This window comes from Pseudomonas sp. GW822-FHT06D10 (assembly GCF_058799535.1).
The window spans coordinates 809882-828438 of record NZ_JBXALN010000001.1; the positions used below are offsets into that span (position 1 = coordinate 809882).

The following is an 18557-nucleotide window of genomic DNA, read 5'->3' on the forward strand; positions in this document are numbered from 1 at the left end:
CCCCCCCCCCCCCCCCCCCCCCCCCCCCCCCGGCCCCCAGTCCTGCACCCATTGCGCCCCATCTGCAGTCCCGAGGCGCCCCAAGCGGCGGTTACAACCAGTAGCTCACCGCGTACCAGCCCAGCAGCCCCATCACCACGGTGTAGGGCAGGGCCATCCACACCATCCGGCCGTAGGACAGGCGTACCAGCGGCGCAATCGCCGAGGTCAGCAGGAACAGGAAGGCCGCCTGGCCGTTGGGCGTGGCCACGCTCGGCAGGTTGGTGCCGGTATTGATGGCGATCGCCAGGGTTTCGAAGTGCTCGCGACTCATCTGCCCAGAGATGAAGGCCTGTTTCACTTCGGTGATGTAGATGGTGGCCACGAACACGTTGTCGCTGATGGCCGAGAGCAGGCCATTGGCAATGAACAGCATGCCCGGCTGCTGGTCCGCCGGCAGCGCCAGCACCCACTGGATCAACGGGGTGAACAGCTGCTGCTGGTGAATCACCGCCACCACCGCAAAGAACACCACCAGCAGGGCGGTGAAGGGCATGGCGTCCTTGAACGCGTTGCCCAGGCGGTGCTCGTCGGTGATCCCGGTAAAGGCGGTGATCAGTACGATCACCAGCAGGCCGATCAGCCCGACCTCGGCCACATGCAGGGCCAGGGCGACGATCAGGATCAGTGCCGCCAGCCCCTGCACCAGCAGGGCCGCGCGCTGGCGCGAGGTGCGCTGGGCATCGTCCTCGGCGGCGTAGTTGGCCAGCACCTGGCGCACGTTGTCCGGCAGCAGGGTGCCGTAGCCGAACCAGCGCAGCTTCTCCAGCAGTACGCAGGTCACCAGGCCAGCCGCCAGGACCGGCATCGAAACCGGTGCCACCTTGCTGAAGAAATCGGCGAAGTGCCAGCCCATTTCATGGCCGATCAGCAGGTTCTGCGGTTCCCCCACCAGGGTGCACACACCGCCCAGGGCGGTGCCCACGGCGCCATGCATCAGCAGGCTGCGCAGGAAGGCGCGGAACTGCTCCAGGTCGTCATGATGCAGAGCGGGCAACTGTTGGTCGTCGGCGAAGGCGCTGTCCTGGCGCGGGTCATTGCCGGACGCCACCCGGTGATACACCGAATAGAAGCCTACCGCGGCGCTGATGATCACCGCGGTGACGGTCAGGGCGTCGAGAAAGGCCGAGAGGAAGGCCGAGAGAAAGCAGAACAGCAGGCCCAGCAGCGCCTTGGAGCGCACCCCCAGCAGCAGCCGGGAGAATAGGTAGAGCAGCAACTCCTTCATGAAATAGATGCCGGCCACCATGAACATCAGCAGCAGGATCACCGGGAAGTTGTGCACCAGCTCGTCATACAGCGCCTGGGGCGTGGTCATGCCCAGCACCAGTGCTTGCACCAGCAGCAGGCCGCCGGGCATCAAGGGGTAGCACTTGAGGGCCATGGCCAGGGTGAAGATGAATTCGATCACCAGGCACCAGCCGGCGGCGGCCGGGCTGACAGCGAAGAACAGCAGAGGGTTGAGCAACAGGAACGCGACAATGCTTGCCTTGTACCAGCGGGGCGATTGGCCGAGAAAATTGTGGGCGAACGCCTGGGCCATTGAACCGGACATTGGCGGCTCCTTGTAGTGAGAAGCGCGCAACTTGCCCCATGGCGGATTGAGAATCAAGAATTGATGAAATCTTTTGCGACAAACTTCGCCATCGCCCCCAGCGGCCGCCAGTGCACGACCTTCCGTAGGAGCCGGCTTGCCGGCGAAGAGGCCCATGAGCCTTGCGCAGTGTTAAAGCACGCCTTCGCTGGCAAGCCAGCTCCTACGGGGGCTGGCGGCGCGAAACTGTTGTAGGAGCCGGCTTGCCGGCGAAGGGGGCCTCGAGCCTTGCGCAGCCTTCAACGGTTTCACTCAGTACGCTTGGCCACCAGGGTCAGGATGTCGTAGCTGGCCACCACCTCGCCCAGCTGGTTGCTGACTTCCACATCCCAGGCCACTACTCCTTGCGGCGTGCCCTGGGGGCTGAGCTTGCCCTGGTCGATCTTGCGCTTGCAGGTCAGGCGCGCCTGCAGGGTGTCGCCAATGCCCACCGGGGTGATGAAGCGCAGGGTGTCCAGACCGTAGTTGGCCAGCACCGGGCCGGGGCCCGGGGAAACGAACAGCCCGGCCGCCGCCGAGAGCACGAAGTAGCCGTGGGCGATGCGCTTGCCGAACTGCGACTCCCTGGCGGCAATCTCGTCGAAGTGCATATAGAAATGGTCCCCCGACAGGCAACCGAAGTTCACCAGGTCGGCCTCGGTCACGGTGCGCCGGTGGGTCAGCAGGGATTCGCCGATCCGCAGGTCCTGGAAGTGCCGGCGGAAGGGGTGGACCTCGGTTTCGATCACCTGGGCACCGCGCACGTACTCGCCGGTTACCGCCGCCAGCATGCTTGGCGAACCCTGGATCGCCGCCCGTTGCAGGTAATGCTTGACCGCCCGCAGGCCGCCCAACTCTTCGCCACCCCCGGCGCGGCCCGGGCCGCCATGCTTGAGCTGTGGCAGGGGCGAGCCGTGGCCGGTGGATTCGCCAGCACAGTGGCGGTCCAGCACCAGCAAGCGACCGTGCCAGGCCGCAGCCCGGGGAATGACCTGGGCGGCAATGGCCGGGCTCTTGGTGACCAGGCTGGCCACCAGGCTGCCCTTGCCGCGAGAGGCCAGCTCCAGTGCCTGGTCCAGGTCGTCATAGGCCATCAGGGTGCTGACCGGGCCAAAGGCTTCGATGTCGTGGGCGCCGCCCTCGGCCATGGGATCGCGCGCCAGCAACAGGGTCGGGGCGAAGAACGCGCCCTGGCTGACGTTTGCGCCTCGGGGCTCGAAGCCGTCCCGGGCACCGAACAGCAGGTCGCTGCTGTGCAGCAGGCTTTGCAGGCGCTCTGCCACATCACGCTGCTGTTCATGGGAGGCCAGGGCGCCCATGCGCACACCTTCCACCGCCGGGTCGCCCACCACCACCTTCGACAGGCGTTCGCGCAACCTGGTGGCCACCGCATCCATTTGTTTGGCGGGGACGATGGCGCGGCGGATGGCGGTGCATTTCTGCCCGGCCTTGACCGTCATTTCCCGTGCCACTTCCTTGATGAACAGCTCGAATTCCTCGTCGTCCGGGCTTACGTCCGGGGCCAGGATCGCGCAGTTCAGCGAGTCGGCCTCGGCATTGAAGGGTACCGAATGGCGGATCAGGTTCGGGTTGGCCCGCAGTCGTCCGGCAGTGCTGGCGGAGCCGGTGAAAGTCACCAGGTCCTGGCCTTGCAGGCGGTCCAGCAGGTCGCCGGTAGCGCCTATCACCAATTGCAGGCTGCCTTCGGGCAGCAGCCCGGATTCATGCATCAGCCGCACCGCGGCCTCGGTCAGGTAACTGGTGGCGCTGGCCGGCTTGACGATGCATGGCATGCCGGCGAGGAAGCACGGGGCGAATTTTTCCAGCATGCCCCAGATCGGAAAGTTGAAGGCGTTGATGTGCACCGCCACGCCACCTCGGGGCACCAGGATGTGGCTGCCGGCAAAGCTGCCAAGCTTGCTCAGGGATTGCGCCGGGCCTTCGTGCAACACGTTGCCCGACGGCAGTTCCCGGGCGCCGAGGCCGGCGTAGCTGAACAGGGTGCTGTTGCCGCCCTCGATATCGATCCAGCTGTCGGCCCGCGTCGCGCCGCTGTGATGGGACAGGGCATAGAGCTGCTCCTTGCGCTCGCTCAGATACAGCGCCAGGGCCTTGAGGCGCTGGGCCCGCTGCTGGAAATCCAGGGTCAGCAAGGCCTTGCCGCCCTGATGGCGACCAAAGGCCAGGGCCTCGGCGAAGTCCGGGGCCTCCTCGTGGGTGCGCGCCACTTCATGCCCATCGATGGCGCTGCGCAGTGACTGGGCCGGATGCTGGCCGAACCAGTGGCCGGCGATGAAGCTTTGCAGGGTAGGAGCCTGTGGCATGGGGATTCCTCCAGAGGGTGAACCGGGTTCGAGCGCGGCAGCCCGCGCTCATGGATGGGGTCAGTGATGAGTGGCGCCGGATGCGCCAATGCCGGTCATGGAACGGATGAACTGCGCCAGGTAGCGCCCGCGCTCCAGTTCGGCCCGGGGCGAGCGGTCGCTGACGGAGAAGGCCCAGGCACAGAAGAACGCCAGGCTCATGGAAAACAGCGCCGGGTTGGCATAGGGAAACAGCGCCTGGGGGTGATGCAGCACATTGACCCAGACCGCCGGGCTGAGCATCAGCAGCACAATCGCCGAGACCAGGCCAGCCAGGCTGCCGCCCACCGCGCCGCGAGTGGTGAGGCCTTTCCAGAACATCGAAAGGAACAGCACCGGGAAATTCACCGAAGCGGCGATGGCCAGCACCAGCCCCGAGAGAAAGGCAATGTTCTGCGATTCGAACAACAGCCCCAGCAGCACCGCCAGCACCCCGATGCACAGGGTGGCGATCCGCGAGACGCGCATTTCCTGCCGAGTGCTGGCCTGGCCCTTGCGCAGCACGCAGGCGTACAGGTCGTGGGAGACCGCCGAGGCGCCGGACAGCGCCAGCCCGGCCACCACCGCCAGGATGGTGGCGAAGGCCACGGCCGAGATGAAGCCCAGGAACAGGTTGCCGCCCACCGCCTGGGCCAGGTGCACGGCAACCATGTTGGCGCCGCCGATGATCGCGCCGCCGGCATCGCGGTACTGGGGCTCGGTACCGACCATGACGATGGCGCCGAAGCCGACAATGATCAGCAGCAGGTAGAAGTAGCCGATGAAACCGGTGGCGTAGAACACGCTCTTGCGCGCTTCCCGGGCATCGCTGACGGTGAAGAAGCGCATGAGGATGTGCGGCAGGCCGGCGGTGCCGAACATCATGCCCAGCCCCAGGGAAATCGCATCGATGGGGTTCGACAGCAACCCACCCGGGGCCATGATCGCGCTGCCCTTGGCGTGCACCGCGCTGGCCTGGGCGAACAGCGCCTCGCTGCTGAAGCCGAAGTGCTTGAGCACCATGAAGGCCATGAAGCTGGTGCCCGAGAGCAGCATCAGCGCCTTGATGATCTGTACCCAGGTGGTGGCCAGCATGCCGCCGAAGGTCACGTAGCAGACCATCAGCAGGCCCACCAGCATCACCGCATAGAGGTAGCTGATGCCGAACAGCAGCTCGATCAGCTTGCCGGCGCCGACCATCTGCGCCACCAGGTACATCAGCGCCACGCTCAGGGTGCCGAAGGCCGAGGTCAGGCGCACCGGCGTCTGGGCCAGGCGATAGGACACCACGTCGGCGAAGGTGTACTTGCCCAGGTTGCGCAGGCGTTCGGCGATCAGGAACAGGATGATCGGCCAGCCGGCCAGCACCCCCAGGGCGTACAACAGACCGTCGTAGCCATTGAGGAACATCATTGCCGAGATGCCGAGGAAGGACGCCGCGGAAATCATGTCGCCGGCGATCGCCAGGCCATTCTGCAAGCCGCTCATGCCGCCACCGGCGGTATAGAAGTCGCTGGCGGAGCGGGTGCGCCGGGCGGCCCAGCGGGTGATGCCGAGGGTCATCAGGACAAACACCAGGAACATGCCGATGGCGTTCCAGTTCAATGGCCGCGCCGGCGTGTCGGCCGCCAGGGCCAGATCGGTGGCCAGCAGGCAGGGCAGCAGGAATAGAGCGAGCAGGCGCTTCATGGCTGGCACTCGCGCTTGAGCTTGTCGTTCAGCGGGTCCAGCAGGCGGTTGCTGCGGTAGACGTAGAAGCCGGTGAGGGCAAAGGCCAGGCCGATCATAGCCACGCCCACCGGCATGCCGACGCTGGTGGCTCCGCCGGCCAACGAGCGCCCCAGCAGCCCGGGGCGGAAAGCCACCAGCAGTACGAAGCCGTAGTAGGCCAGGAGCATGATCAGGGTCAGCGACCAGTAGAGGCGCTGCTTGCACCGCACCAGCTGGATGAAGTCCGGATGGCGGGTGATGCGGGCGATCTGTTGTGGGGTCATGGCGCGTTCTCTTGTTTTTGTTGTTGGTGGCACGTGAAGGCGCTGCGCGGCCTTTCGCAGCTTCGCTGGGGCTCGGCAGCGGCTACGGGCGGCTGCGGGGAGCGCCGGAGTCAGAGCTGGTCGAAGTCCAGTACCACCTTGTCGCTGAGCGGGAACGATTGGCAGGAGAGGACGTAGCCGGCCGCGACTTCGTAGTCTTCCAGGGCGTGGTTGCTGTCCATTTCCACTTCGCCTTCGATGACCTTGCATTTGCAGGTGGAGCAGACTCCGGCCTTGCACGAGTAGGGCAGTTCGGCGCCCTGGGCGTTGCCGGCGTCGAGAATGCTCTGGCTGTTGCGCGGCAGGTCGAAGGCCAGGGCGCGGCCGTCGCTGATGACGGTGACCCGGCTGTGCCGGGCATCCAGGGCATGGGCGGTTTCCCGGGCCTGGCGCTTGTGCCCGTCGCTGCCGGCGTGGAACAGCTCGAAGTGGATGCGCTCGGCCGGCATGCCGGCAGCCTTGAGGCTGTCGCGCACGGTTTCGGTCATGGCCTGGGGGCCGCAGATGAACGCGGCCTCCAGTTGCTGGACGTCGAGCCAGCGGGAAAACAGCTGCTGGCACTTGTCCTGGTCGATGCGCCCGTTGTACAGGTCGATGTCCTGCCGTTCGCGACTGAACACGAACATCAGGTTCAGCCGCTGCAGGTAGCGGTTCTTCAGGTCCTCAAGCTGTTCGCGAAACAGCGCCGAGTTACTGGAGCGGTTGCCGTAGAGCAGGGTGACCCGGCTGTGAGGCTCGGTTTGCAGGGTGCTCTTGATGATCGACAGGATCGGCGTGATACCGCTGCCGGCCGCCACCGCCAGGTAATGGCCGCGCCGCGCCGGGTCCAGCTCCACATGGAAACGCCCGGCCGGGGGCATCACGTCCAGGCTGTGGCCGGGCTGCAATCGTTCATTGGCGAAGGCCGAGAAACGCCCGCCGGCCACGCGCTTGACCGCGATGCGCAGTTCACCGTCGTTGACCCCGGTGCAGATCGAATAGGAGCGGCGCACTTCCTCGCCTTCAAGCTCGGTGCGCAGCACCAGGTGCTGACCCTGGGTGAAGTGGAACTGCTGTTGCAGGTGCGGGGGAACCTCGAAGGCGATGGACACCGCGTCGCGGGTTTCATTGCGCAGGTCCTTGATGGTCAGGCGGTGGAACTGGCTCATGGTGGTTCTCCACTGCGGCGCCGGGCCGCTCAGATGCACTTGAAGTAGTCGAAGGGTTCCAGGCAATCACGGCAGCGATACAGGGCCTTGCAGGCGGTGGAGCCGAACTCGCTGAGGCGCTCGCTGTGGGCGCTGCCGCATTGCGGGCAGAGCACCTGGGGCGTTTCTCCCAGCAGGCTGCGCTTGCTGCTGCCCGAGGGCGGTGCAATGCCGTAGGCCTGCAGGCGCTGGCGCCCGCGCTCGGTGATCCAGTCGGTGGTCCAGGCCGGGGTCAGCTGGCGCAGCAGCCTGGGGGCCTTGAAGCCGGCGCGCTCCAGGGCCTGGCGGATGTCGCTTTCGATCACCTCGGTGGCCGGGCAGCCGGAGTAGGTCGGGGTGACCGCCACCTGCAGGTGCCCCTGGTGCCAGTCGAGGTGGCGCACGATGCCCAGGTCGAGCACGCTGACCACTGGCACTTCCGGGTCCATGACCCGGTCGAGGGTGGCCCAGGCGGTGTCCAGGTCCCCGGGCAACGGGTCGCGTGCCCCCAGGTCGCTGCCGATCAGCTCACCAGACCGCATCGGGATAGGCTCGCGGCAGTGATTGCATCTGGGCCAGCAGCAGGCCCAGGTGTTCGGTATGCAGGCCTTTGCGCGCATCCAGGTAGAAGTGGCTGGGCGCTTCGGGCACAGGCAGGGTGGCCCGGGCGAACACCGCGGCGACCCTGTTCTGCCAGGCGGTGGCGACCTGAGCCGGGTCTGCCAGCAGCCCGGCCTGGTGCAACGCGTTCTCCGCAGGATCGGTGGCGATCAGTTCCCCGGTAAAGCGCCACAGCCGCGACAGGGCCTGGAGCATGCGCCGGTGGCTTTCCTCGGTGCCATCCCCCAGGCGCTCGACCCATTCGCTGGAGCGACGCAGGTGGTAGGTGACTTCCTTGAACGCCTTGGCGGCGACCCCGGCGATGCGTGGATCGCTGGACAGGCACAGGCCACGGAGGGTCTCCAGGTGCCAGGCGTCGTAGAAGAACTGCTTGAGCATGGTCACCGCGAAGTCGCCATTGGGTTGTTCCACCAGCAGCAGGTTGCGGTAGGCGCGTTCGTCGCGGCGAAAGGCCAGATGGTCGGCATCCCGCCCGTCCGCCAGCAGTTCGGCGGCATAGTCCAGCCAGTTGCGGGCCTGGCCCACCAGGTCGAGACCGACGTTCATCAGTGCCAGTTCTTCTTCCAGGGCCGGGGCCCGGCCGCACCATTCGCACAGGCGCTGGCCCTGGACCAGGGCACTGTCGCCCAGGCGCAGCAGATGGTTGAGCAGATCGTTTGCAGGGTTCATGGCCGGCCTCACATGTGTCCGACTTCGGGGGGCAACTGGTAGAAGCTGGCGTGGCGGTAGACCTTGTCGTCCGCCGGGTCGAACAGCGGCTCCTTTTCGTCCGGCGAGGAGGCGACGATCTGCGCCGAAGGCACCACCCACAGGCTCACGCCTTCGCTGCGCCGGGTGTAGAGGTCGCGGGCGTTGGCCATGGCCATCGGGGCATCGGCGGCGTGCACGCTGCCGACATGCTTGTGGTTGAGGCCGTGCTTGCTACGCACGAAAACCTCGTAGAGGGTCCATTCAGACATTGCAGTGACTCCACATCAGGGCTGGAGGGCCATTGCCCCTGGGGGCAATGGCCGGGGGTGAACGGGCTCTCAGGCGGCCTTCCGGGCGGCGTGGGCCACGGCGGCAGCCCGCACCCAGGCGCCGTCCTCGATGGCCTGCCGGCGGGTGTCCAGGCGTTCCTGGTTGCACGGGCCGTTGCCCTTGAGCACTTCGTAGAATTCTTCCCACTGGATTTCGCCAAAGTCGTAATGGCCGCGCTCGGCGTTCCACGCAAGCTCCGGGTCGGGGCAGGTGCAGCCCAGCAGCTCCAGTTGCGGGATGGTCTGGTCGATGAAGCGCTGGCGCAGTTCGTCGTTGCTCTGGCGCTTGATCTTCCAGGCCATGGACTGGGCACTGTTGGGGGAGTGTTCGTCGCTGGGGCCGAACATCATAAGGGCCGGCCACCAGAGACGGTTGATGGCGTCCTGGACCATGTCCCGCTGTGCCTGGTTGCCCTCGCGCATCATGGTCAGGAGGATTTCGTAGCCCTGGCGCTGGTGGAAGCTCTCTTCCTTGCAGATGCGCACCATGGCCCGGGAGTAGGGGCCGTAGGAGGTGCGTTGCAGCACCACCTGGTTGACGATGGCCGCGCCATCCACCAGCCAGCCCACGGTGCCCATGTCGGCCCAGTTCAGGGTCGGGTAGTTGAAGATGCTCGAATACTTGGCCTTGCCGCTGTGCAGCCGGGCCACTTCTTCGTCGCGGTCGGCCCCCAGGGTTTCCATGGCGCTGTACAGGTACAGGCCGTGGCCGGCTTCGTCCTGGATCTTGGCCATCAGTTGCAGCTTGCGCTTGAAGGTCGGGGCACGGGTGACCCAGTTGCCTTCGGGCAGCATGCCGACGATTTCCGAATGGGCGTGCTGGGAGATCTGCCGGATCAGGGTCTGGCGGTAGGCCTCGGGCATCCAGTTCTTGGCTTCGATCTTGATCTCGTCGTCGATCCTTTGCTGGAAGCTGCGTTCCTGTTCGGACATCTCGGCCAGTGGCGTGACGCGCTTGACCCCCGTTTCTACCAGCTGTGCGTACATGTGGCGTCTCCCGGTGTGAAGGTGTGGCTGGGCATGGGAATGTTTATATGTGATACGCAAATTAATATCAAACATAAAATAACGTGTCATGTTTGATTTTGGTATCGCATTGCGCCCCTGGGCCTTTGCCAAGGCAAAAAAAAGCCCCGCATCAGCGGGGCTTCCAGGAAGGATGGATTAGCGGTTGCGTTTGTCGATTACCCGGCAGGCCTTGCCTTCGGAGCGCTTGATGCTGAATGCCGGCTGCAAAACGATACGTGAGCTGATACCGATATGGGTCTTTATGTGGCGGCTAAGATCGCCGCAGAGGGCCCGCTGCTGCTCGTCCCCCAGTTGCTGGTGCTCAGGCTTGAGCTCGACGTGGATGTCAACGCTGTCGAGGTTGCCGTGGCGGTACAGGTGGATCTCGTAGCAGGGGGCCAGTTGCCCGACCTTCAGCACCTGCTCTTCGACCTGGGTGGGGAACACGTTGACCCCGCGGATGATCAGCATGTCGTCGCTGCGCCCGGTGATCTTGTCGATGCGCCGCATGGGCCGCGCCGTGCCCGGCAACAGCCGGGTCAGGTCGCGGGTGCGATAGCGGATCATCGGCAGCGCTTCCTTGGTCAGGGAGGTGAGCACCAGTTCGCCCAGTTCGCCATCGGCCAGTACCTGGCCGGTGATCGGGTCGATGATTTCCGGGTAGAAGTGATCCTCCCAGAGGGTAGGGCCGTCGCGGGTCTGCGCGCATTCCATGGCCACCCCGGGGCCGATGATTTCCGACAGCCCGTAGATGTCCAGGGCAGTGATGCCCAGGCGCTGTTCGATGGCACTGCGCAGTTCGTCGGTCCAGGGTTCGGCACCGAAGATTCCCAGGCGCAGCGCCAACTGGTGCGGGTCCAGGCCCTGGCGCTCGATCTCGTCGGCGATGTTGAGCATGTAGGAGGGGGTGACCATGATGATGTCCGGCTGGAAATCCTTGATCAGTTGCACCTGCTTCTCGGTCTGGCCGCCGGACATGGGGATCACCGTGCAGCCCAGGCGTTCGGCGCCGTAGTGCGCCCCCAGGCCGCCGGTGAACAGGCCGTAGCCGTAGGAAATATGCACCTTGTCCCCGGGCCGGCCGCCGGCGGCGCGGATCGAGCGCGCCACCACCTGCGCCCAGGTGTCGATGTCGTTGCGGGTGTAGCCGACCACCGTGGGCTTGCCGGTGGTGCCGCTGGAGGCGTGCAGGCGTACCACCTGGTCCATGGGCACGGCGAACATGCCATAGGGGTAGTGGTCGCGCAGATCGGCCTTGGTCGTGAAGGGCAGGTGCGCCAGGTCTTCCAGGCGCTTGATGTCCTGGGGGTGCACCCCGAGCTGGTCGAAGCGCTGGCGGTACAGCGGGACCCTGTCGTAGGCGTGGTTCAGGCTCCAGCGCAGGCGTTCCAGCTGGTGCTGGCGCAGGTGGTCGATGCTGGCGGTTTCCATCGGGTCCAGCAGCGCGTCGGGCACGGTTCCGGCAATCGGCATGTTCATGGTGTCACTCGAATTGTTGTTGTCTTGTAGCCCGCCGGCGGGCGGGCTCTGAGTGCATGCCCCGGAGCGCAGGCGAGCCCCGGGGGGAGTCTTTTTACTGTGCTTGCAGCCGCTCGCTGATCAGCGCGATGCCCGGGTCGACACCGATGCACATGGTGCACAGCGCGTAGCGGCCCCGGCGCTGCGAATGAGGATACGGACGGCATCGATGAGCAGTGGGTCATTCATGGGAGGTCTCCTGTGTCAGCACCGGGCCGTGCACTTGGTAGGATTTGCCTTGGAGCAGGGCGATGAGCCGGCCCTGCTGGTTTTCCACGCGCACCGCGTAGTGGCCGGTGCGGCCGCCGCGGTTCTGTTCATGGCAGTCGGCGGTCAGGGTGTCGCCCAACTGCGCCGGGGCGATGTACTCGATGCTGCAACCCAGGGCCACTGTGGCCCGGTCATGGCTGTTGCAGGCAATGGCGAAGGCCGAGTCGGCGAGGGTGAAGATCAGGCCGCCGTGGCAGGTGCCGTGGCCCTGCAGCATGTCGGCCCGCACGCTCATGCCCAGGCGCGCCGCTCCGGGCGCCACCGACAACAGCCGCATGCCCAGGGCGTTGCTTGCCGGGTCACGTTCGAACAGGGTCCGGGCGCAGCGCCGGGCCAGTTCCATGGCGTCATGTTCAGTCATGCAGGGGCCTCCTTGGAGTCGCCGTGGTCAGCAGCCCTTGAACACGGGGCTGCGTTTTTCCATGAAGGCGCTGACGCCTTCGCGGTAGTCCTCGCTGCATCCGGCCAGGCGTTGCAGGTCGCGCTCCAGGTCCAGTTGCTCATCGAAGCTGTTGTGCAGGCTGGCATTGAGGCTGCGCTTGATCAGGCCCAGGCCGTAGGTGGGTTGGGTAGCCAGGTGCCGGGCCAGGCTCAGGGCCTGGTCCCGCAGTTGGGCATCATCCACGCACTGGTAGATCAGGCCCCACTGCTCGGCCTGTTCGGCACTCAGGCGGCTGCCGAGCAGGGCCAGGGCCTTGGCCCGGGCCATGCCCACCAGGCGCGGCAGCAGCCAGGTACCGCCGGAATCGGGAACCAGCCCGAGCTTGCAGAAGGCCTGGATAAAGCTTGCCGAGCGTGCGGCCAGTACCAGATCGCAGGCCAGGGGCAGGTTGGCCCCGGCCCCGGCGGCCACCCCGTTGACCGCGCAGATCACCGGCAGCGGCAGGTCCCGCAGGGCTCGCACCAGGGGGTTGTAGAAGGTTTCGATGGAGGCCCCCAGGTCCGGCGCGGCGCCGCCGGGTGCCACGGTGCGCTCGCCCAGGTCTTGCCCGGCACAGAAGCCCCGGCCTTCCCCGGTCAGCAGCAGGACCCGCACCTGCGGGTCATTGCGCACCAGGTCCAGGGCTGCCTGAACCTCGCGGTGCATCGTCGGGTTGAAGCTGTTGAGCTGTTCGGGGCGGTTGAGGCTGAGAAGGGCCACGCCCTCGCTGATGGAGAACAGGATGGTGGTGAAGTTCATGGGCGGGGCGCTCTGTGCTGGGCGATCAGGCGAACACCACCGACAGGCGTGGAGGCAAGGCGTTGAGGCATGGTGAATGTCCTCGGGGTGGCCGGTGGTCGGCTCGATTGTCGGGTCGGCTGGTTGGCCGGTTTTTGTCGAGTATATCGCCAATGCGATACATAAAAACAATAGTGACTTGAATTTAATGTGTCCTGATTTTGAGTATCGGTCCAGCTTTTTTGTAGCCACAGGCTCACGACAAAAGCCTCCAGGCTGCCTAAGGCGTTGATAAATACGGGACTGACAAGTCTTTGTGGAGCAGCCAGGCTGGCTGATTGCGGCGGCGCCGGTCTTGTGCGTGGCCAATAATCTGATACAAACTGCCATCCGCAGTTCATCGTATTTCCTGCTTTCAGATGACGTGTTCTTCAAGGAACCTCTCCATGACCTGTTACAGCCTCGATGGATTGACCCCGGTGGTCGACCCCAGCGCTTATGTGCACCCTTCAGCGGTGCTGATTGGTGATGTGATAGTCGGCGCCCATTGTTACGTCGGCCCGTTAGCCAGCTTGCGGGGCGATTTTGGGCGGATCGTTCTGGAGGAGGGGGCAAACCTGCAGGATACGTGTGTGATGCATGGTTTTCCCGACAGCGATACGGTGGTCGAGCGCAACGGCCATATAGGTCATGGCGCTGTCCTGCATGGCTGTCGAATTGGCGCCGACGCCCTGGTGGGCATGAATGCGGTGGTGATGGACAACGCGCATATCGCGCCCCGTTGCATCGTTTCCGCGGCAGCCTTCGTCAAGGCCGGCTTCGAGTGTGCGCCACAGTCGCTGATCATGGGCACGCCGGCCCGGGTCAGCCGCCCGCTCAGTGACGCGGAGCTGGCCTGGAAGCAGGCGGGGACCCGCGAATACCAACAGCTGGCCAGGCGTTGCCTGGAGCAGATGCGGCCTTGCGAGCCGCTGCGGGAGGCAGAGCCCGGGCGCCCGCGAATCGGCAACAGTGCGCTGCGCCCCAAGGCTCGCCCATGAACCTGCCCGGGCGCTATAGCTGCCTGAAACCCGCTATATTCCTTCCTTTTTTGCCGGTACATCCATGTCGTCCCTAGCGCCACTGAACCACCTGATCAAACGTTTCCAGGAGCAGACTCCGATCCGCGCCAGTTCGCTGATCATCACCCTGTACGGCGATGCCATCGAGCCCCACGGCGGCACGGTGTGGCTGGGCAGCCTGATTCAGTTGCTGGAGCCCATGGGGATCAACGAGCGCTTGATCCGCACCTCGATCTTCCGCCTGAGCAAAGAGGGCTGGCTGAGCGCCGAAAAGGTCGGCCGGCGCAGTTACTACAGCCTGACCCTGACCGGGCGCCGGCGCTTCGACAAGGCCTTCAAGCGCGTGTACAGCGCCGGAGTGCCGGCCTGGGACGGCGCCTGGTGCCTGGTGATGCTCTCGCAACTGTCTGTCGAGTTGCGCAAGCAGGTGCGCGAAGAGCTGGAATGGCAGGGGTTCGGCGCCATGTCGCCGGTACTGCTGGCCTGCCCGCGCAGTGATCGGGCCGATATCAACGCCACCCTGGCGGAGCTTGGCGCCCAGGAAGACACCATCGTCTTCGAGACCACGCCCCAGGATGTCCTGGGTTCCAGGGCCCTGCGCCTGCAAGTGCGGGAAAGCTGGAACATCGATGAACTGGCAGCCCACTACAGCGAGTTCATCCAGTTGTTCCGCCCGCTCTGGCAGGCCCTGCGCGAGCAGGAGCAATTGCAGCCCCAGGATTGCTTCCTGGCCCGGCTGCTGCTGATTCATGAGTACCGCAAGCTGCTGCTGCGCGATCCGCAACTGCCCGACGAACTGCTGCCCGGGGATTGGGAAGGCCGCGCGGCGCGCCAGTTGTGTCGCAACATCTATCGTCTGATCCAGGCCCGGGCCGAAGAATGGCTGGCCACTGCCCTGGAGAACGCCGATGGCCCGTTGCCGGATGTCGGCGAAAGCTACTACCGGCGTTTTGGCGGGCTGGTCTAGCCCACTCATCCACGGGGTGCCAGCTGTGATGCCCGAGGCCAGGGGATAGGCCCCGGGCGTTGCAGCCCGGGTTTATCACGGCCCGGATGTTAAATAGTCATTGACCTGCGAATTTGTCCTGATCTAGGGTCACGAACGTATTCAACGCAACTAAGCAGAGAATGTTTCAGCGCTATTGCAGTTGAATGACGTGCACTGCAAGTTTGAAGATATTTGCAATATAGGGAGCATGGCCAGGTACAGGTATTCGGTCCTGCAGGGAAAGCAGACAGATAAAGGAATTATCGATGAAGTGGATTCGCAACCTGGCTACAAAGTTCGGCCTGGCCATGATGTTGGTTATTTGGGGCAAGTTGGCTATTGCTTCGCAACTGGTTCCGGCATTTGGGCTGGCCAATGATCAATATGCCAAGTCTCCGGGGCCCTATGCAGTCAGCACCAATGCTGTTCTGAGTGATTGCCGTGGGTTGTTGGGGGTATTGGCGCGGATCATGCTGTTGGATAACAGCCTGCAATGCAATCAGTCCTTTCCTTACGGATTCTCCAATCCGATCTCCACCAGCGTCTATTATCCGTCCAATATCAAGCAATTGGACAAGTTGCCAGTGGTCAACTTCGTCGGCGGCATTCTTTCCAACCAGGGGCAGTACACAGATCTGCTGCGGCTGTGGGCGAGCTACGGCTTCATCGTGATCATCTCCTCGGACTTCATCAACACCGCCCCCACCATGCATGTGCTCGGCGCCCTGGAACTGAGCAAGCTCAACCAGGACCCGACCTCGCCACTGTTCGGCAAGGTCGACCTGTCGCGCACCATTGTGGCGGGGCATTCGGCGGGAGGAGGCGCATCGATTCTATCGGCAAGCCTCTTGCCAGAGACCTTGAAGGGCATCGACCCGCAGTTGCGCTATATCGGCTCGCTGCCGATCGAACCCGGGCCGATCGGCCTTGGCTCCACGGTGAAGACACCGACCCTGGTGCTCACCGGCGCAGCGGACGTAGTGGTCCCGGCCTGGGCCTGGCCAAGGCTGTGGCAGGGCGGGCTGATCAAGGCCGTGCCGGGCTGGAGCGCAACCGCCCATAACGCCACCCATTTCAGCCCGGTCAGAAGCGTCAGGGAAGATGAGTTTGCCGGTATTACCACGGCCTGGATCTTATATATCGGCAAGAATGACCCGGCCGCCAAAGAATACTTCGTCGGTGAAGATTACAAACTGGCCCGAGATCCGCAGTTCATTCGCCTGCTATTCAACCCGCTGCGGGTCCAGCGCAATGAAGTAGCCGATAGCCTTCAATAGCACTGTGCTTTCTCCGGTAAAACGGATACAGCCCAGGGAGTGTGCGAAGACTGTTTTCTGGCCCATTCAATAGTGCATTTCGCCAGCGCAAAGTTCAGGCGCCGGCGAAATGTACCGGGCGTTTCTTGAGCTCGGGTGTTTTATTCATGAAATATTCTTCCTGCGTTACCTGGCAATGAGTTATTGCCGAACTGGCAAGGTAGGGCAATGGCGGGTAGTTGTACGCTTCATGAACCAACTGCAATGGCAATGTCACTGCATTGTTATTTGCGCCCAATACCTTGGGGGCAGCGTTATATATCGCGCTGCAACCATAAGGACTCAATAACCCATGCCCAGTCTTACACGCAGGAAGCTCTTGCAAGCGGCCGCCATCGGTACTTTCTTTTCCTCATTGCCGGCATCCATCCGCCAGGCCCTGGCGATACCGGCGAACAATCGGACCGGGACCATCAAGGACGTCGAGCACGTGGTGATCCTGATGCAGGAAAACCGTTCGTTCGACCACTACTTCGGCACCTTTCCCGGGGTACGCGGTTTCAGTGACCGCTTCACCATCCCCCAGACCGGTCAACGGGAAGTGTGGGAGCAACAGGGCAAGGGCCGGCTGGTGATGCCTTATCACCTGGACAGCAACAAGGGCAACGCCCAGCGCGTCAGCGGCACCCCGCATTCCTGGGCGGACGCCCACTCGGCCTGGGGCGAGGGGCGTATCAGCGCCTGGCCGACCTACAAGACCAACACTTCCATGGGCTACTACCGCGAGCAGGAACTGCCTTTCCAGTTCGCCCTGGCCAACACCTTCACCCTGTGTGACGCCTACCACTGCTCGGTGCACGCCGGCACCAACCCCAACCGGCTGTTCCTCTGGACTGGCAGCAATGGCGCGAGCGCAGCCAAGGTAGCGGCGGTGGTCAACGAATGGGACGGCCCGGGGCCGGTGAATGTCGGCTACAGCTGGAAGACCTACCCCGAGCGCCTGGAAGAGCAGGGCGTGAGCTGGAAGGTGTACCAGCACCTGCCGGACAACTTCGGCGACAACCCGCTGGCGGGGTTCCGGCAGTACCGGGCCGCCAGCGTGCAGGTCGGCAACCCGGCCCAGCCGCCGAAGGATTTCAATGCCTTCGTGCCCTACAGCGACGGGCTCAACGCCGTGGCGCCGCTGTACAAGGGCAATGGCAATACCCTGCCGGCCAGCAGCGGCAGCAACCTGGAGACCATCATTGGCGGGTTTCGCAACGACGTGCAGGCCGGCAAGCTGCCCCAGGTCAGCTGGATTGTCGCGCCGGCAGCCTATTCCGAGCATCCCGGGCCTTCGAGCCCGGTGCAGGGCGGCTGGTTCACCCAGGAAATTCTCCTGGCCTTGACCAGCAACCCCGAGGTCTGGAGCAAGACGGTACTGCTGGTGACCTACGATGAAAACGACGGTTTCTTCGACCATATGCCGTCGCCCTCGGCGCCTTCGCGGCGCAAGGACGGCAGCTTTGCCGGCAAGTCCACCCTGGGTTTCGACAGCGAACTGTTCACCCACCCGGCCCCGGCGGGCTCGACCCAGCAACCCTTGCCCGATGGCGGCGTATACGGGCCGGGGCCGCGGGTGCCAATGCTGGTGCTGTCGCCCTGGAGCCGTGGTGGCTGGGTCAACTCGCAAGTGTTCGACCATACCTCGGTGCTGCAATTTCTCGAGAAACGCTTTGGCGTGCGAGAGCCGAACATCAGCGCCTGGCGGCGGGCAGTCTGCGGCGACCTGACCTCGGCGTTCAACTTTGCCGACCCCAACCACGAAACCCTTCCCGCGCTGCAGACCACTACCCGCCAGGCCGCCGACAGCCTGCGCCAGCGCCAGGAAAAACTGCTGCCGGTACCGCTGCCCTCGGCCGGCCAGCAACTGGCGCCGCAGCAGCAGCGCCTGGCCCGGCCTTCCCGGGCCTTGCCCTATCGGCTGCATGTGGACAGCCAGGCCGATCCCAAGGCTCGCACCTTGTCGCTGAGCCTGCAGAACACTGGGGAGCAAGGGGCGGTATTGCATGTCTACGATGGCCTGCACCTGAGCGAGATTCCCCGCCGCTATACCGTGGAAGCCGGCAAGGCCCTGCAGGACAGCTGGCCGGTGGTGGAGCGCTATCAGCTCTGGGTCCTGGGCCCCAACGGGTTTCACCGCAGTTTCCACGGCGACCTGAAAACCCTGCAGCCCGAACTGCTGGTGACCACCAGCAACAGCCAGTTGCAACTGACCCTGAGCAATCCGGGGGAACACGGGGTGGTCATCAGTATCGATCGCTGCCCCTACACCCAGCAGGGCCCATGGACCTTGGCGGTACCGGCCCGGGGCGAGGTGCGCCAAGTGTTTGCCTGCGAGGGCAGTGGCGGCTGGTACGACCTGACGCTGCGCAGCGACGGCGGCTGGTTGCGCCGGATCGCCGGGCGCCTGGAAACCGGAGCACACAGCATCAGCGACCCCTTGATGGGCCGGGCATGAAGAC

At 64.6% G+C, this 18557-nt stretch carries 16 protein-coding genes; 4 read left to right on the plus strand and 12 right to left on the minus strand.

The features are described from left to right. Window positions 1-91: 91 nt before the first annotated feature. From nhaB to paaG, 12 genes are all read right to left on the minus strand, one after another. Window positions 92-1594 (minus strand): sodium/proton antiporter NhaB, encoded by a 1503-nt coding sequence (gene nhaB, locus AC1RL5_RS03545; RefSeq protein WP_019093618.1) that lies wholly within the window; start codon window positions 1592-1594, stop codon window positions 92-94. A 287-nt stretch (window positions 1595-1881) separates the two neighbouring features. Next, the gene (gene paaZ, locus AC1RL5_RS03550; RefSeq protein WP_072450268.1) at window positions 1882-3936 is read right to left on the minus strand and encodes a phenylacetic acid degradation bifunctional protein PaaZ; all 2055 of its coding nucleotides are present in this window, start codon (window positions 3934-3936) and stop codon (window positions 1882-1884) included. Between the two features lie 60 nt (window positions 3937-3996). Then, window positions 3997-5643: a cation acetate symporter gene (locus tag AC1RL5_RS03555; protein ID WP_072441761.1), complete on the minus strand. Its 1647-nt coding sequence runs from the start codon at window positions 5641-5643 to the stop codon at window positions 3997-3999. After that, window positions 5640-5948, minus strand: coding sequence for a DUF485 domain-containing protein (locus AC1RL5_RS03560; RefSeq protein WP_072441763.1), 309 nt, complete (start codon window positions 5946-5948; stop codon window positions 5640-5642). The genes AC1RL5_RS03555 and AC1RL5_RS03560 overlap by 4 nt, the downstream gene beginning before the upstream one ends. 110 nt (window positions 5949-6058) lie before the next feature. Further along, a complete protein-coding gene (gene paaE / locus AC1RL5_RS03565; RefSeq protein ID WP_053158666.1) occupies window positions 6059-7135 on the minus strand; it encodes a 1,2-phenylacetyl-CoA epoxidase subunit PaaE in 1077 nt (358 codons plus the stop codon). Window positions 7136-7164: 29 nt separating this feature from the next. Further along, window positions 7165-7695 carry a 1,2-phenylacetyl-CoA epoxidase subunit PaaD gene (paaD, locus tag AC1RL5_RS03570; protein WP_011061423.1) on the minus strand — a complete coding sequence of 177 codons (531 nt, stop codon included), beginning with the start codon at window positions 7693-7695 and terminating at the stop codon, window positions 7165-7167. Beyond that, window positions 7682-8443: a 1,2-phenylacetyl-CoA epoxidase subunit PaaC gene (gene paaC / locus AC1RL5_RS03575; protein WP_492588937.1), complete on the minus strand. Its 762-nt coding sequence runs from the start codon at window positions 8441-8443 to the stop codon at window positions 7682-7684. The genes paaD and paaC overlap by 14 nt, the downstream gene beginning before the upstream one ends. A gap of 8 nt (window positions 8444-8451) precedes the next feature. After that, window positions 8452-8733 (minus strand): 1,2-phenylacetyl-CoA epoxidase subunit PaaB, encoded by a 282-nt coding sequence (gene paaB / locus AC1RL5_RS03580; RefSeq protein ID WP_011061421.1) that lies wholly within the window; start codon window positions 8731-8733, stop codon window positions 8452-8454. Window positions 8734-8802: 69 nt separating this feature from the next. Then, the gene (gene paaA / locus AC1RL5_RS03585; protein ID WP_492588936.1) at window positions 8803-9780 is read right to left on the minus strand and encodes a 1,2-phenylacetyl-CoA epoxidase subunit PaaA; all 978 of its coding nucleotides are present in this window, start codon (window positions 9778-9780) and stop codon (window positions 8803-8805) included. Window positions 9781-9957: 177 nt separating this feature from the next. Continuing rightward, window positions 9958-11280: a phenylacetate--CoA ligase PaaK gene (gene paaK / locus AC1RL5_RS03590; RefSeq protein WP_011061419.1), complete on the minus strand. Its 1323-nt coding sequence runs from the start codon at window positions 11278-11280 to the stop codon at window positions 9958-9960. Between the two features lie 220 nt (window positions 11281-11500). Next, window positions 11501-11950 carry a hydroxyphenylacetyl-CoA thioesterase PaaI gene (paaI, locus tag AC1RL5_RS03595; RefSeq protein ID WP_011061418.1) on the minus strand — a complete coding sequence of 150 codons (450 nt, stop codon included), beginning with the start codon at window positions 11948-11950 and terminating at the stop codon, window positions 11501-11503. A 27-nt stretch (window positions 11951-11977) separates the two neighbouring features. Continuing rightward, on the minus strand, window positions 11978-12769 hold the full coding sequence (gene paaG, locus AC1RL5_RS03600) for a 2-(1,2-epoxy-1,2-dihydrophenyl)acetyl-CoA isomerase PaaG (protein ID WP_072450271.1): 792 nt from the start codon (window positions 12767-12769) through the stop codon (window positions 11978-11980). A 425-nt stretch (window positions 12770-13194) separates the two neighbouring features. Here paaG and paaY point away from each other — a divergent pair, with 425 nt between their 5' ends. The 4 genes from paaY (at window position 13195) to AC1RL5_RS03620 (ending at window position 18553) form a co-directional block, all read left to right on the plus strand. After that, window positions 13195-13788, plus strand: a complete 594-nt coding sequence (paaY, locus tag AC1RL5_RS03605) for a phenylacetic acid degradation protein PaaY (RefSeq protein WP_011061416.1) — start codon at window positions 13195-13197, stop codon at window positions 13786-13788. A 64-nt stretch (window positions 13789-13852) separates the two neighbouring features. Beyond that, the gene (paaX, locus tag AC1RL5_RS03610) at window positions 13853-14776 is read left to right on the plus strand and encodes a phenylacetic acid degradation operon negative regulatory protein PaaX (RefSeq protein WP_011061415.1); all 924 of its coding nucleotides are present in this window, start codon (window positions 13853-13855) and stop codon (window positions 14774-14776) included. Window positions 14777-15063: 287 nt separating this feature from the next. Further along, window positions 15064-16074 carry a poly(ethylene terephthalate) hydrolase family protein gene (locus AC1RL5_RS03615; protein ID WP_011061414.1) on the plus strand — a complete coding sequence of 337 codons (1011 nt, stop codon included), beginning with the start codon at window positions 15064-15066 and terminating at the stop codon, window positions 16072-16074. 331 nt (window positions 16075-16405) lie between these two features. Continuing rightward, complete coding sequence (locus AC1RL5_RS03620; protein WP_072450273.1) at window positions 16406-18553, plus strand: phosphocholine-specific phospholipase C; 2148 nt, start codon at window positions 16406-16408, stop codon at window positions 18551-18553. The last annotated feature ends 4 nt before the right edge of the window (window positions 18554-18557 follow it).

Coding starts and splice junctions, on each gene's coding strand:
- nhaB (WP_019093618.1), bottom strand. CDS start 1,594: ATGTCCGGTTCAATGGCCCAGGCGTTCGCCCACAATTTTCTCGGCCAA.
- paaZ (WP_072450268.1), bottom strand. CDS start 3,936: ATGCCACAGGCTCCTACCCTGCAAAGCTTCATCGCCGGCCACTGGTTC.
- AC1RL5_RS03555 (WP_072441761.1), bottom strand. CDS start 5,643: ATGAAGCGCCTGCTCGCTCTATTCCTGCTGCCCTGCCTGCTGGCCACC.
- AC1RL5_RS03560 (WP_072441763.1), bottom strand. CDS start 5,948: ATGACCCCACAACAGATCGCCCGCATCACCCGCCATCCGGACTTCATC.
- paaE (WP_053158666.1), bottom strand. CDS start 7,135: ATGAGCCAGTTCCACCGCCTGACCATCAAGGACCTGCGCAATGAAACC.
- paaD (WP_011061423.1), bottom strand. CDS start 7,695: ATGCGGTCTGGTGAGCTGATCGGCAGCGACCTGGGGGCACGCGACCCG.
- paaC (WP_492588937.1), bottom strand. CDS start 8,443: ATGAACCCTGCAAACGATCTGCTCAACCATCTGCTGCGCCTGGGCGAC.
- paaB (WP_011061421.1), bottom strand. CDS start 8,733: ATGTCTGAATGGACCCTCTACGAGGTTTTCGTGCGTAGCAAGCACGGC.
- paaA (WP_492588936.1), bottom strand. CDS start 9,780: ATGTACGCACAGCTGGTAGAAACGGGGGTCAAGCGCGTCACGCCACTG.
- paaK (WP_011061419.1), bottom strand. CDS start 11,280: ATGAACATGCCGATTGCCGGAACCGTGCCCGACGCGCTGCTGGACCCG.
- paaI (WP_011061418.1), bottom strand. CDS start 11,950: ATGACTGAACATGACGCCATGGAACTGGCCCGGCGCTGCGCCCGGACC.
- paaG (WP_072450271.1), bottom strand. CDS start 12,769: ATGAACTTCACCACCATCCTGTTCTCCATCAGCGAGGGCGTGGCCCTT.
- paaY (WP_011061416.1), top strand. CDS start 13,195: ATGACCTGTTACAGCCTCGATGGATTGACCCCGGTGGTCGACCCCAGC.
- paaX (WP_011061415.1), top strand. CDS start 13,853: ATGTCGTCCCTAGCGCCACTGAACCACCTGATCAAACGTTTCCAGGAG.
- AC1RL5_RS03615 (WP_011061414.1), top strand. CDS start 15,064: ATGAAGTGGATTCGCAACCTGGCTACAAAGTTCGGCCTGGCCATGATG.
- AC1RL5_RS03620 (WP_072450273.1), top strand. CDS start 16,406: ATGCCCAGTCTTACACGCAGGAAGCTCTTGCAAGCGGCCGCCATCGGT.